The organism is Aquibacillus koreensis, assembly GCF_025154055.1.
Taxonomy (GTDB): Bacteria; Bacillota; Bacilli; order Bacillales; family Amphibacillaceae; genus Aquibacillus_C; species Aquibacillus_C koreensis.
Window position 1 is genome coordinate 34,087 of sequence record NZ_JAOALK010000037.1, and the last position, 14,589, is coordinate 48,675.

General features: G+C 38.2%; 15 protein-coding genes. 12 read left to right on the plus strand and 3 right to left on the minus strand.

What is annotated here, in order from left to right:
• Positions 1–464: 464 nt before the first annotated feature.
• Entirely contained in the window at positions 465–1,703 is a 1,239-nt protein-coding gene (pepT, locus tag NYQ66_RS10240) for a peptidase T (protein WP_259869264.1), read from the minus strand.
• Positions 1,704–1,769: 66 nt separating this feature from the next.
• Between pepT and NYQ66_RS10245 the strand changes: the two genes are divergently transcribed.
• Positions 1,770–2,012: a hypothetical protein gene (locus NYQ66_RS10245; protein WP_259869265.1), complete on the plus strand. Its 243-nt coding sequence runs from the start codon at positions 1,770–1,772 to the stop codon at positions 2,010–2,012.
• Between the two features lie 94 nt (positions 2,013–2,106).
• On the opposite strand, the gene NYQ66_RS10250 is transcribed toward NYQ66_RS10245, so the two are convergent.
• Complete coding sequence (locus NYQ66_RS10250) at positions 2,107–2,997, minus strand: MerR family transcriptional regulator (RefSeq protein ID WP_259869266.1); 891 nt, start codon at positions 2,995–2,997, stop codon at positions 2,107–2,109.
• 246 nt (positions 2,998–3,243) lie between these two features.
• Here NYQ66_RS10250 and NYQ66_RS10255 point away from each other — a divergent pair, with 246 nt between their 5' ends.
• From NYQ66_RS10255 to NYQ66_RS10305, 11 genes are all read left to right on the plus strand, one after another.
• Positions 3,244–4,776: a phytoene desaturase family protein gene (locus tag NYQ66_RS10255; protein ID WP_311202017.1), complete on the plus strand. Its 1,533-nt coding sequence runs from the start codon at positions 3,244–3,246 to the stop codon at positions 4,774–4,776.
• Positions 4,773–6,230 (plus strand): phytoene desaturase family protein, encoded by a 1,458-nt coding sequence (locus tag NYQ66_RS10260; RefSeq protein WP_259869268.1) that lies wholly within the window; start codon positions 4,773–4,775, stop codon positions 6,228–6,230. Before NYQ66_RS10255 ends, NYQ66_RS10260 begins: the two co-directional genes overlap by 4 nt.
• Positions 6,224–7,054, plus strand: coding sequence for a phytoene/squalene synthase family protein (locus tag NYQ66_RS10265; RefSeq protein WP_259869269.1), 831 nt, complete (start codon positions 6,224–6,226; stop codon positions 7,052–7,054). The genes NYQ66_RS10260 and NYQ66_RS10265 overlap by 7 nt, the downstream gene beginning before the upstream one ends.
• 14 nt (positions 7,055–7,068) lie before the next feature.
• A complete protein-coding gene (locus NYQ66_RS10270; protein ID WP_259869270.1) occupies positions 7,069–7,815 on the plus strand; it encodes a carotenoid biosynthesis protein in 747 nt (248 codons plus the stop codon).
• Positions 7,784–8,533, plus strand: a complete 750-nt coding sequence (locus tag NYQ66_RS10275; RefSeq protein ID WP_259869272.1) for a lysophospholipid acyltransferase family protein — start codon at positions 7,784–7,786, stop codon at positions 8,531–8,533. The genes NYQ66_RS10270 and NYQ66_RS10275 overlap by 32 nt, the downstream gene beginning before the upstream one ends.
• Positions 8,515–9,639, plus strand: a complete 1,125-nt coding sequence (locus NYQ66_RS10280; protein WP_259869273.1) for a glycosyltransferase — start codon at positions 8,515–8,517, stop codon at positions 9,637–9,639. Before NYQ66_RS10275 ends, NYQ66_RS10280 begins: the two co-directional genes overlap by 19 nt.
• Positions 9,636–10,019, plus strand: a complete 384-nt coding sequence (locus NYQ66_RS10285; protein WP_259869274.1) for a phytoene desaturase family protein — start codon at positions 9,636–9,638, stop codon at positions 10,017–10,019. Before NYQ66_RS10280 ends, NYQ66_RS10285 begins: the two co-directional genes overlap by 4 nt.
• A 258-nt stretch (positions 10,020–10,277) precedes the next feature.
• Positions 10,278–11,102: a phytoene desaturase family protein gene (locus tag NYQ66_RS10290; RefSeq protein ID WP_259869276.1), complete on the plus strand. Its 825-nt coding sequence runs from the start codon at positions 10,278–10,280 to the stop codon at positions 11,100–11,102.
• A gap of 12 nt (positions 11,103–11,114) precedes the next feature.
• A complete protein-coding gene (gene fni, locus NYQ66_RS10295; protein WP_259869277.1) occupies positions 11,115–12,146 on the plus strand; it encodes a type 2 isopentenyl-diphosphate Delta-isomerase in 1,032 nt (343 codons plus the stop codon).
• A 144-nt stretch (positions 12,147–12,290) separates the two neighbouring features.
• Entirely contained in the window at positions 12,291–13,178 is an 888-nt protein-coding gene (locus NYQ66_RS10300; protein ID WP_259869278.1) for a hypothetical protein, read from the plus strand.
• A gap of 7 nt (positions 13,179–13,185) precedes the next feature.
• Positions 13,186–13,764: a hypothetical protein gene (locus NYQ66_RS10305; protein ID WP_259869279.1), complete on the plus strand. Its 579-nt coding sequence runs from the start codon at positions 13,186–13,188 to the stop codon at positions 13,762–13,764.
• Positions 13,765–13,800: 36 nt separating this feature from the next.
• Here NYQ66_RS10305 and NYQ66_RS10310 read toward each other — a convergent pair whose 3' ends face one another.
• Positions 13,801–14,343, minus strand: coding sequence for a M15 family metallopeptidase (locus NYQ66_RS10310; RefSeq protein WP_259869280.1), 543 nt, complete (start codon positions 14,341–14,343; stop codon positions 13,801–13,803).
• Positions 14,344–14,589: the final 246 nt, after the last annotated feature.

Genomic DNA, 14,589 nt, shown 5'->3' on the forward strand with positions numbered 1-14,589 from the left:
ATTATAATTAAACCATTATTCCGTTAATAAGAACACTATACTATGGTATAAATTTAAAAAATTAACATGATTTGGTTATTTTTAATAAGAGTAACGGGGATGCGAGTGAAAACATCGTAAGCGGTCATGGAATCCGTTACTTCACTGTTTTTGGTCAATCTTGCATCTGACCGGTCGTACAGTACGCTATTTTACCAAAATGCCATCGAAATCAATGCAACCAGGGCATATAACGGATCTGGTGACCGCCAAATTTTGATAATCAAGGATTTTAGTCAAATAAGGGATCTCATGACCGCCAAGATTCCCTTGGATTTTTAGCAATCATAAGATTCGTTATTTACATAACAATCACAGAAAAACGGACCCTGTTACGTCGCACTCTACATCGAGTTTGGCATTTCCTTCTTACAAAAAATCAAAAAAGAGCAATGAAATGATTCCTTGCTCTTTTTCTGCCCCTATTAATTTGTTGCTTTTAACTCAAATAAACGGATAATTTCTACAATTGTTTGCACAGACTTCTCCATATTATCGACAGATATATATTCATATTTACCGTGGAAATTCTCGCCCCCGGTGAATATGTTTGGAGTCGGTAAGCCCATAAATGATAGTTGGGAACCGTCCGTTCCGCCTCGTATTGGTTTTACAAGTGGTTCTATGCTTAGGTTTTTCATCGCATCATAAGCAATATCCACGATCTCTTTTACAGGCTCAATTTTCTCTGCCATGTTGTAGTATTGATCTTTCATATCAAGTACAATATTTTCTTCGCCATACGTAGCTTGAAACTGTTTAACAAGTTGTTCGATTAATTCTTTTTTTGCATTAAACTTTTCGCGGTTATGATCTCGAATAATATAATAAACTTTGGTCTGTTCTACATCTCCTTCAAAAGAAATAAGGTGATAAAACCCTTCATATTCCTCGGTGTACTCTGGTGCATCTTCTTCCGGAAGCTGATTGTGAAACTTCATCGCTATTTTGCTAGAATGAACCATCTTATCTTTTGCGGTTCCTGGATGAACGTTATTACCTTTAAAAGTTATTCTAGCAGCGGCAGCATTAAAGCTTTCGTATTGGAGTTCTCCAAGTGGTCCACCATCAACCGTATAAGCAAAGCGAGCTCCAAATGCATCCACGTCAAATTTATGTGGACCACGACCAATTTCTTCATCTGGAGTAAATGCCACTCGAACCTTTCCGTGCTTAATTTCGGGGTGTTGAATTAGGTAGGCCATTGCTGTCATAATCTCTGCAATTCCTGCTTTGTTGTCAGCTCCAAGAAGTGTCGTGCCATCTGTTGTAATTAGCGTATGGTTTTTATAATTTGCTAATTCAGGATAGTCAGATGGTGAAAGAACAACCTGAAGTTTTTCATTTAATACAAGGTCTTGTCCATCATAGCTCTCTACAAGCTGCGGCTTTACATCCTTACCGGTGAAGTCTGTAGCGGTATCCACGTGTGCTAAGAAACCTATTGTGGGCACTTCTTTCGTTGTGTTAGCGGGAAGAGTGGCCATCACATATCCGTTCTCATCAACAGTTACGTCTTCCATACCAACTTGTTTTAATTCATCTACTAACTTATTGGCTAACGTCCATTGTCCAGGTGTCGATGGGCAAGATTCGTTACTTTCGTTAGATTGTGTATCAATTTTCACATAGGACATAAAACGATTAATCATTTCTTCTCTCATGAGTCTTCATCTCCATTATTAAATAATATCTTCATCTTAGATTAGTATAACCTTTAGAAGAAAAGTATGAAAATACGTAGATTAGAAAAAGATAATGCCGAGGTGATCGAAATGGAGAAAAATAAGAAAGAGCAAACCGAGAAAAACAGTGCAGAAGGTATGGGGGTTCGTAACGATATGAGTACGGAGAACCCAACCGGTATGATTGATCGTTATGCAGGTGATTCCGTTAATGAGCATAAGAACCTTGAAACGGCTAATGCGTATCTTGCTGAAGAAGAAATAAAGCAACAAAGGGATAATTTATAAATAGAGAACTTCATTTAACTCACATTCACTTATTTTTAAATATAGAAAAGACCAAATCTGCATTAGATTTGGTCTTTCGATTTGTTCGTCAATACTAAAATAAATCTGTCTCTTCAAACCATTTTTTCCAATTGTTAAGATCCCCGGTCAATATATGAGATTTATACTTGTCAGGTAACTTATCTACTGCATTTCCACCGATAAGGAAGTCCAAATCTAATGGGTAAGACTGTACATAGTTTATAAAAGATTCGAGATGATCGATATGTTCTTCAATGGTAATCGAAAAACAAATCAATCGAATATTATTGGCTTGGATTATTGGAATAAGATTTTCTTTTGGCGTATTCTCTCCAACAAAAATAACATCCACACCTCTTCTTTTTAGGAAAAGAGAGAAAAGAATTAATCCAATGTTATGCAATTCTAATGGAGGACAAATCGCAAGTGCCTTTGCCTTATTAACGTCGCTAGAAATTTCCTGAAAGAAGCTGAATAAACGTCTCTGTATGAAATGGCTAATAAAATGTTCCTGCGCAACGCTTAGCTTGCCTTCTTGCCATTGATCGCCAACCTGGTGGAGGATCGGTACAAATATTTCATGGAATACCACTTCGTAATCCAGTGTGGAGAACGCTAAATTTATCAGATGCGTTGCGCGATTCGTATCATAATTAACCAATGCGTGATAAATATCATGGACATAAGATTCGTAGCTGCCGTCCGAATCATCAAATGTTACATGTATAAACGGATCTTTCTTTTCTTTTTCTTCTTTTAATAATTTCATCGCTTGCTTGATAGAAATGCTCTTTTCCTCTCTTTGCGCAATTACCCATAACAGATCATCCACATTTTCTTGAGAGTACACGCGAGTACCTCCATCTGTGCGGCTTGGTTTAATCACATCATATCTATTTTCCCACGCCCTTAACGTAATGGGAGGAATACCCGTAATTTCTGTTACCTTTTTAATTCCATACACTTCTTTCACTCACTTTCAAATAATACATAAGCAAAAAGACTATAGCCCCTGTCTAATTTACTAGATATTAATCTTTATTTAATGAACCTTTCATAGTAAAAGAGTTGTTCTAATTCAATTATAATACATCTTTGACAAAAGTTATACAATTGAGTTTAAAACACTATACAAAAGTTATACAATTATTATATAATATCTATACAAAATAGTCTTGTTTCTTATTCGTGAGCGGAGAGGGTGGTAGATGTGCGCAAAGTGATTATTATAGGGGCAGGTCCGGGCGGGTTAGCGACGGCTATGCAATTATGTGCGAAAGGCTATCAAGTAGACGTGATTGAAAAGCAACCGCGTATAGGTGGGAGAACTGGAAAGCTTCACGTTGGTGCGTTTTCATTCGATATCGGCCCAACTTTTTTTATGATGCCCCAAGTACTAGAAGAGCTATTTGAAAAAGTGGATCGGAATTTACATGACTACGTTGATTTAAAAGAGGTAGATCCGTTGTACACATTAAAATTTAAGGATGTAACCTTCACGCCAAGCCGTGATAAGGAGACAACATACCAACAGATCAAACAGTTGTTTCCAGGAAATGAACAAGGATATGAACGTTATTTACAAATAGAAGGTGAAAAATTTGATCGAGTGATTGAACTGTTAAAGCAACCTTTTTCTAGTATCGGTGATTTTTTCACAAAGGATATGTGGCGAGCACTTCCAAAACTCAATGCATTGGATACCGTTTATGGAAGGCTGTCGAAATATTTTGATGATGAGAGACTAAAGTGGGCTTTTTCCTTTCAAGCTAAATATCTAGGGATGTCCCCTTGGAATTGTCCAGGAACGTTTACAATCCTCTCTTATTTAGAACATCGGTATGGCTTGTTCCATCCAATTGGGGGCGTCAATCAACTATGTGATGCTATGGCCACCGTCATTCAAGAATATGGCGGCAATGTTCGAACCAATACAACCGTTAAGAAAGTAATCGTGGAAGACGGCAACGCCAAGGGTGTGGAGTTAGAAAACGGGTTCATTCTGGATGCAGACGATGTGGTGATTAATGCTGATTTTGGTTATGCGATGACGAACTTATTTGATAATGGAGTACTCAAAAAGTATAAAAAGGAAAAGCTTGCTAAGAAAAAATTGTCTTGTTCCACTTTTATGGTATATCTAGGACTTGATCGGGAAGTGGATTTACCTCATCATCTCATTTTATTTGCAGATGATTATAAGAAAAATGTAGAAGAGATGACGGAGCAAAAAATATTATCTGATGATCCATCCATTTATGTACATAATCCATCTCAATTAGATCCAAGCCTTGCACCAAAAGGAAAGACAGCATTATATATGCTCATGCCTGTACCTAATCTAGATGCGAGCATTGATTGGGGAGAAGAGAAACAAAAAGTAAGAGATCAAATGCTTGATCGTATAGGAAAGGAATCAGGTATGGCAAATATAAGAGAATGGATTGAGGAAGAACATATCATCTCTCCATTAGAATGGGAAAAAGATTTTCATGTATATAAAGGTGCAACGTTTAACTTATCCCATCATTTGGACCAAATGATGTATTTCCGGCCACATAATAAATTTGAAGAAGTGGAACATTGCTTCTTAGTAGGCGGGGGAACACATCCTGGTAGTGGTCTACCAACAATATTCCAATCCGCAATGATTAGTGCTGATCTCCTAATGAATCAATACAACATTCCTAACACGCAGGCGATAGATCCAAGCCTGAAAGAGAAAGTAGAGTATAGCCGATGAGGAATATAGCGATAGTCGGTGGAGGTATTGGAGGATTAACGACTGCGTTGTTATTAGAAAGAGAAGGTCATCAAGTTACGATCTATGAAAAAGAAGCAACGTTAGGCGGCAGATTAGCTTTTGAAACGAATGGTGAATTTAAGGTGGATCAAGGCCCAACCATTGTTTTGTTACCCGAGTTGTTACTCGATATTTTAGGAGAAGCTGGGATTGAAAGAGATCAATTAGAACTGATTCCTTGTGACCCGCTATATGATATCTATTATGCAGATGGGCAAAAGTTTACGAAATATAGAGATCCAGCAAGGCAAACAGAGGAGATAAATTCGATGTTTGATGGAGAATCGGAAAATTTCACACGCTATATCAAAGACATGACGCATATCTATAAATTTGGCTTTGACGCATTTCTTTCAAGAGTATTTCATAGAAAAAGAGACTTTTTATCTTATAAAAACTTAGCATTCATTGCTCAATCTAATTCGTATAAAAGTGTGGATGCTTTTCTTCAAACGTATTTTAAAAATGAGCGATTACGACAAGCATATATGCTACAAAGTCTATATATCGGTGGTTCACCGCAAAGTGTTCCGGCTTTATATGGTTTGATCTCGTATAGTGAGCATGCTTTTGGTATTTGGTATATCAAGGGTGGCTATGCAAGTCTTGTTCCGGTATTAGAAAAGAAGTGTATCGAGCGAGGGATTACAATTTGTTGTAATAGTGCAGTTGATCGCATTGTAGTAGAAAACCAACAAGTGAAAGGGATTGTCGTTCATGGTAAAACAATTCCATATGATGCAGTGGTATATAACGGTGACTATCCAAACCTTTCCCAATTAACAAAGGAAAAAAAGAAGCCAGGCCAGAAAACCTATAAACCGTCTTCAGGTTGTCTATTGGTCTATTTAGGTGTTAATAAACGGTGGTCAAATGCACAAGCACACCAATTCTTCTTACCGGATGATTTTAATCAAAATATGAAAGAGATATTTGTAGATCAAAAGATTCCTAGCGATCCATCCTGTTATGTGTTTAATCCTGTTGCGATTGATACAGATGCGGCACCTAATGGAAAAAGTGTTCTTTATATGTTAATTCCAGTGCCATCGAATGATTCGGACGATTGGGATCAGGATGTAGAAAAATTGGTTGATCAACAAATAGAGAAGGTAGAAAACATGCGCTTTACTGGATTACGTGATGCAATTCAATGGAAATCAATCCGCACCCCATCAGAGGCAGAACAAGCCGGTCTATATAGGGGTGGGAGCTTTGGCATTGCTCCACATATGCTGCAATCTGGAGGGTTCAGGCCACAAGTGATCCATCCAACCATTGCAGGTTTATATGCTGTTGGTGCATCGGTGCATCCTGGCGGTGGAATTCCAATCGTTATGCAAGGTGCAAAACTCTTACATGAATGGATGAAAAAGGAGATGGAAGTATGCTAAGTGCTGAAATTGTTCGTGCATGTGAACAAGCAATGAAGGAAGGGTCATCAAGTTTTTATCACGCATTTAAGTTTTTACCTTCGCCTAAAAAGGAAGCAGTGTTTGTTATTTATGCATTTTGTCGCATGATTGATGACGCTGTTGACGAACCTGAAAAATCAATTTATACATTGGAAGAATTAGAGTATTGTCTCGAGAATTTAGATAGAGTGGAAGACCATCACTTTATATGGCCAGCGCTCAAATGGTTGTTTGCCCATTTTCCGCTTACGAAGAACCCTTTTTATACCCAAATAAGTGGGCAAAGGATGGATTATGTGAAGACTGCTTACCAATCAATGGATGAATTGGAAGAGTATTGTTACCGTGTAGCGGGTTCTGTAGGGGAGATGTTGTTACCAATTTTACATGATCAACCCAATCATCTAGCTATGAAGTCTGGAATTGCTCTAGGAAAGGCAATGCAAATTGTTAATATTATCCGTGACGTAGGGGCAGATCAGAAGCTAGGTCGCAGGTATATTCCATTAGATATCATGACAAAGCACGGTTATACACAAGCGGAATTTGAAGAAAAGGTAATCAACTGGCCATTTAAACTATTAATTAATGAAATGATTTATATTGCAGATGAATGGTTTAAAGAAGGATTAAAATATATTCATACGTATCCAAGAGAAAGCGCGGTGTCTATTCGACTTGCTGCCGGATATTACCGTGAAATTACCCAAGTCATTCAGGAAAATGAGTATGAAGTATTTACGAAGAGAGCTGTAGTGACAAACACGAGAAAAGGTAAGTTGTTCTTACAACTTACCAATTAAAAAGGATGTTAGTTATGCGACAATCGTTGAAAATTTATCCAGCATTTGTAGTATGGTATAGCATTGGCTTACTCCTGATGTTATTTTGGTATGTTCCGTCGTGGCTAGCGTTTTCCAATAGCATTTTCCTAATATTATATGCAGTATGCGCGTTGGAACTATTCATCTATGCAAGTGACAAAGGAACGAAGAATTTGATAATTTTAAAAGGTGCCGTATCGATTGCAATTAATACATTTTTAATTGAAGTTATCGGTGTAGCGACGGGTTTTCCTTTCGGTGCATATCAATATCAACCTACATTAGGATTTCTAGTATTTGGGGTACCTTTTACCATTACGGTGGCGTGGCTAGGTGTCATCGTGAATAGTATCATGATTTCTAATCAGAAGACGAAGGTCTGGCGTGCAATGGAGGTGGGTGCCTGGGTTGTGTTACTTGATTTAATTCTCGATCCTGTTGCAGAACGCATGCACTTTTGGGATTGGTATGGGAATGGCTTGTACTATGATATACCACTCACCAACTTTATTAGTTGGTTTGTGATCGGTGCTGTTGTTTCTCTTTTTATGCCTCTCTTCCGCATTTCTCAAAAAGTTAGGCAATTGGCGACAAGACTTTACCAGTTGATGCTCTTGATGTTTGGATTACTTGGTTTAAAAGAGGGGCTACTGATGGTCTTTGTCTTATCGGTTTGTTTTATTTTCATCTGTGAGGGTAGGTATCGCTATGATAACAGCGCAAAAGAACAAACGGTTTAGAAAGCTATGCTACATGTACCAACACTTTTACTTATTAAAAAGAAATTTCTATCGCGTTTTCGTTAAAGGGGATGTGGACCCAATTGAATCTGGTCCTACAATCTATATTGCCAACCACAGTTCTTGGTGGGACGGACTACTACTGTTTCAATTAACCGAAAAATACTCAGAGTTGGACCACTATATTCTAATGGATGAAATAGGACTAAAGAAGTATCCCTTTTTTCGTAAATTAGGAGCGTTTTCAGTCCAAAAAAACAATCCGAGGGAGATAGTGCGAACGCTGAAGTATAGTGAAGAACTTTTGAAAAGCGGAAAGAGTGTTTGGGTTTTCCCTCAAGGGAGTATCCAACACCAAGACAAGCGCCCCTACGAATTTGATTCTGGAATTGGTCATTTAATCTCTGTATGTAACAAGGTAACAGTGAAAATGGTTAGCTTACATTATACATTTGGTGATCATCAGAAACCAATCGCTTCTATTGTGATTGATGATGGTGTGGTCTATAACGGAAGTGATCATAATCGTAAAGATTGGACCGAAAAGCTTGCGAGGATATTAGAGAAACAGGTAGATGTACATAGACTACAGGTGATCCGTGACCCTTCCTTTTTACGTAACGCACTATTTCTGCCGGTAATGAAAGAAAGTAAGTCAACGAGTGATTATTTTGACCAATTTAGAAAAGGGGTGCGTAAATGGACACCCTTCTCATAATTATTTGTTGTTTCTTAGTTGCGCAATTCCTATTTATGGTTTTAAATTTATATTCGTTTCCATCTATTCATAACAAGATGCAGACGTCTAGTCGACCTACCCCAACAATCTCCGTATTAATTCCTGCAAGAGACGAAGAAAGAAATATCCAGGGTGTCTTACAGTCTATCCTGGCTCAAACGCATCAACCTATAGAGATACTTGTTTTAGACGACCACTCAACCGATCAGACAGCTTCGATTGTGCGAGAGTTGGCCGCGAATTACCAACAGGTAAAACTAATGAAAGGCAAGCCACTTGAGCCAGATTGGCAAGGGAAGTCATTTGCATGCCACCAATTAGCCAAACAAGCAAAAGGAGATTGGTTCCTATTTTTAGATGCGGATGTAAGGTTGGAAAAAGATGCCGTAGAAAAACTAGTCCCGTCAATAGAATCCCAAGGCAGTGGTATGATTTCGGGCTTCCCGAGGCAAATTGTACGGACAATTAGTGAGAAGTTAATCGTAACGATGATGATGTTTGTGATCTTGTGTCATTTACCAATTTGGATGGTTCGAAAATCAAAGCAATTAAAATTTGTTGCGGCGCATGGGGGCTTTATTTTAATAAATCGAAAAAGCTATCAAACTTGTGGTGGTCATGAGTCGATTAAGGGTGAATTATTAGATGATATGGCGTTAATGAAACAAGTAAAGCTTAGTCAACAACCAACTACCTTGTTGAAAGTTGATTCGATTGTTCACATGCGTATGTATCATAATGTGAAAGGTGTTTGGCACGGATTCAGCAAAAATATTTTTACGGGAATGAATCGCAACTTTTTATTATTATCGATCTTAGTAATTAGTTACGTCTGGCTTTATGTCTTTCCTTTCTTCGTACTCATACAAGGAGTCGTTACAGGAGACCTACATATATTTGCACTGGTTGCGTACCTGCTTGCTATAGTGACAAAAAGCATTTCAGATGTATCAAATGGTGTATCAGCATGGTATGGATTGTTTATTCCATTTAGTATTCTTGGCACGATCTGCATCGCGCTCCATGCAGCGATGCGTTCCTTTTATCATTTAGGTTACGCTTGGAAAGGAAGGCGTTATTTTTGAAAAAAGTCATTGTGATAGGTGGAGGTTTAGGAGGTTTATCTAGTGCGATTCACCTTGCGAATCAAGGGTATAATGTAACGATTGTGGAAAAAGAAGCAACCCTTGGGGGCAAGCTACAACGTGTTGAAACGAATGGATTTACCTTTGATTTAGGGCCAAGTACGATTACGATGAAGCATGTGTTTGAATCTGTTATTGAAGCGTGTGGGCGAGAAGTAGAGGATTATCTTCAATTTTATCCGATCGAGACGGGGACGAGAAATGTGTTCCCCGATGGATATAGCGTTGATTTTAATACTTCCATTGACGATGTCGAGCAACAGATTCATGTGTATAGTCCTGAGGATGCGCTGCAATATCGTTCTTTTTTAGAGGAATGAGAGCGAATCTATACAATCGCGGACAAGTATTTTTTAAATCAGTTATTATTAACCTATAAAGATAAACTAGACCCTAAATTAATCACTAACTTTTTACGTGTAAAACCATTTACCCGTTACCAAACATTGCTTCAAAAGTATTTTAAGCACCCGAATACGTTGGCGTTGTTTGGACGATATGCTACGTATGTTGGTTCTTCTCCTTATCTAGCACCAGCAACTTTTAGCATGATGACACACCTAGAGGGGAACTTAGGGGTGTATGGTGTACGAGGAGGAACGTACACAATTGTAGAAGCATTTGAAAAACTTGCTCGAGAACTCGGTGTACAGATTATAACGAATACCGATGTAAACCATATTGTTATAGAAGGTAAAAAAGCTATAGGTGTCGATACAATAAAGGGGTTTATCGCTGGTGATGAAATTATAGCAAACATAGATGCATTAACAGTATATGAAAAAATGCTTCCAAAGAGTAAGCGTAATAAATGGACGAAACGTGAACCGTCTGTATCTGGTTATGCCATGTTGTTGGGTGTAAATAAACAGTATGATCAATTAGTGCATCATAACGTATTCTTCCCAGAAAATTATCAAGATGAATTTATATCTATTTTTGATAGGGGAGAAATGCCAGATGACCCAACCATTTATATTTGCTATTCCGGTTATTCTGACCCTACAATGACAAAGAAGCAAACGAGTAATTTATTTGTACTTGTTAATGCACCATATATAAATGAAAAGACGGATTGGGAACAATTACGCGAGCCTTTAATGGAAAAGATTTTGCAAAAGCTAGAAGAGAAAGGGCTAGTTGATCTCAGAGAAAACATTGCCTACATACAAACGATGACGCCAGCGGATATTAAAAGGAATACAGGTGCTTATCAGGGTGCCATTTACGGAATGTCATCAAATAATATACAACAAGCCTTCTCTAGGATTCCGAATAAAGCTAATGATTATGATCATTTATGGTTTGTAGGAGGTACTGCACACCCTGGTGGAGGTACACCGATTGTAACGCTTTCTGGAAAACTAGTAGCGGAGGAAATCATACGAAGATATAAAAAGTAAGGGGTTTATACGATGACGGATAATGATGTGATTAATAAAAGGAAGTCCGAGCATATTGAATTATGTTTGACGGATCAAGTGACAGGCGACCGAATAACTACGGGATTTGATGCTTATCGTTTTATACATCATGCACTTCCTGAGATTGATTTTGAGGAAATTGATGTTGGAACTAACGTTTTAGGAAAATCCATTGCTACACCTTTTTTGATTAGCTCAATGACAGGCGGGGCGGCAATGGCAGAAACGATCAATCGAAATCTAGCTATTGCAGCAGAAGAAAAGGGATGGATTTTTGCCCTCGGTTCTACGCGTGCATTAATAGAGAGCCATGCTTATCGCCAATCCTTTCAAGTTAGAAAGTATGCACCCAACGTGCCAATTGTGGCTAACTTAGGTGCTGTCCAACTAAACTATGGATTCGGTGTGGAAGAATGTAAACAAATCATTGATATTACAGAAGCGGATGCACTTGTATTACATTTAAACACCATTCAGGAAGTCATCCAACAGGACGGCAACACGAATTTTAAAGATTTACTAACTAAAATTGAAAAGCTCTGTCGTGAGCTTGCAGTTCCTGTTGGTGTTAAAGAAGTAGGGTTTGGCATTGATGGACAAGTCGCGAAAAAACTTAGTGAAGTGGGAATCTCATTCATTGATGTAGCTGGTGCGGGTGGAACGTCTTGGAGTCAGGTTGAGAAACTCAGGTCCAAAGAAAAGATTAAAAAGAAAGCAGCAGAGGCATTTAGTGATTGGGGAACCCCTACAGCAGCGTGTATTCAATCTGTACGTGAAAGTGTTAGCGACAATACGATTATCGCTAGTGGAGGTATTAAGAATGGAATGGATGTTGCAAAAGCCATCGCATTAGGAGCGGATGCTGCCGGATTTGGGCGATCCATCTTAAAGCAAGCAACAGAATCCGTCGAGGCCCTTTTAGAAGTGATGGAAGTACGAGAGCTTGAATTAAAAATGACGATGTTCGGTATTGGTGCTCAGTCGATAGAGGACCTAAAGCAAACAACACGTTTAAAAAAATAGGTTTTGTAGGTGTGAAAGCTAGGCATTTAGATGTCTAGCTTTTTTTATTGTACGCTTAACACCCTTCCTTAATATGGTAATATTAAGGTGAGGTTTGTTAAATAAAAAATGTGTTGTTGCAGAACAGACAGAGGAGAATGAAATATGAAGGTGAGGTACTTTTGGATTGGGATTCTATTAATCGTACTGAGTAGTGTTGGAAATCATCTTTACTTTCAAAGCCAACAACTGAAACACCCCGTTTTCCTAGACCATTATTATGAGTGGGTGGAAGGTGATGAACCTATAACCTTTTATTATTTGACTAATAAAAGTGATCCGGTTGAGGTGAATTCTGTGGAAATGGGTGGCGTGACCGGACATGTTTATGATCCATATGGAGATGGCTTTATGTGGCATAACCCAGATGAAGTACAGTATCAGAAAGCATTTACGCATCATTACTTAAAGGCAGTTACGATCGATTTTTCCACCGAGCTAGCAGGGAAGATTGAAGAGGATGAGGAATGGTTATTCAACGAGATGTATGTTTACTTTACTGATGGCACGTCAATAAAGGCGGATATTGGAGAAGTACGGTTAGTAGGGTATGACTCGGAACAAGAACCTAAGTTAGAAGGGATTGTTAGCGGTAGTAGTAGTAATAATGTGCAAAGTCAAATGGGAAAGGCGTTAGAACCCATGACAATTGATGCGGTCTCGATTCCCTTTTCTCAAATAGCTGCTGATTTCACAATTAAAATAGATATAGATCAAGATCAAGATGTACACTATAATTTACCCGAGGACTGGGTGAATTTTTTAGGTGAACTGGCTGATGATACATTGCCTGTCCACCTAAATGAAAATGACGGATTACTTATTTCAACGTTATCAGGGGAAGATCGAACCTATTACAGTAGATTTAATTTACAAATTAAAGGTGAAACAGATACAGGGGGAGGTTTCACGGACTCAAGACCAATTTTTACAGAGCCTTTTTGGAATGAGAGGTTAGTAGATCGAATCATAAAAATTAAGACGGGGGAGTAGATTATTCGTGCATACTATATTTTCGCGTGTTTTTTGGGGATTCATACTTGTATTATTCGATTTTAATTTTTCAACAGATGCGGTCTCTTTCGATTTCATACCTGACCCAATTGGTTATTTTCTTATTTTTAAGGGGTTATCTGCCCTTCTGAAAAATTATCAGCAAGCACAAATAGGGGTACGTATATCCTTGTTGTTAATCTTCCTCTCCATACCATCCATGTTTATCGATGAAAATGTTGCAAATGAAACATCCCAGTATTGGATGTCATCGTGGGGATGGATGTATTCAGATCTTCTACATGTTATACATGTAACACTTGTCTTTTATGTCTTTAAAGTAATGGTGACGATCGCAACCCAATTTGAGGATAATTATTTATTAAATAGAACGGTGAATACAATGCGGTGGTATATCGGCATAAATGTTGTGGTACTCATCCTTTCGCCGTTTTTCAAAAATATCCCTGTCGATATCATGTTCGGAATGATCTTCGTTTTAGGAATTATAGCATTTGTTATGGAGATTATATTTCTAGTATTACTGCGCAGATTCATGAAAGTGAATATAGATATAAGTGGATAAAAAACGAAACGGAATGAGCGCACTTTTTTGTGCAGGTCATTCCGTTTCATCCATACCTTCTGGCCGTTTACCTCGTTTTAATTCCCAAATACTTAATCCAAAATCCATTTGCAGATGTGGATAATCACGGAAGTTTTCCCAGTCCCCACCCCACGTGAAGCCTAGCTCTTTTGCAATGTCCACTACTTCCATCCAATCTGATTCCCCGTTCTGGTTACCGTCATAAGATAGATCCCAAATTACACTACCATCTTCCAATTCAATCGCAAAGTCAATGGCGAGTCCGTAGTTGTGGTAGGATTCTCCACCTTGCACGTTTGTGACGACACTACCAGGATCAGAACGGCCTTGTTCATATAGATTGTTTTGCTCTGCAATGGAACGGAATTCATCTGTAATTCGAATGGTAATTCCTTTCTGCTCCGCTTGTTCGATCAGTTGATCTGATTTCTCTAAAACAAGTGGATGTAGCTGCGTTGGCATAGGTTGATCTTCTAGTGAAAAATTGTTGACTACATAATAGATAAGTCCAATGAGTATGATTACAGTTACAAATAAGAAAGGTCGGTTTTTTGTCATAAATTATTACTCCTGTAAGTTTTAATTGATACACTACATTTCTGCACTTGTTATCATGCCTATATATAGAAACGAAAAAAGTACATGAATAGTTACAAAACTTTGCTATTAAAAAGGTTCATTTTATAAATATGGTTACTTTTTATATATCAGAATTGATGGGAAATCCGACGTAACTATCTCTCACCCGCCATCTATGTTCGATTTTGGGGCGGCTATGAGATCCGTTATTTGTCCGAAATCTTC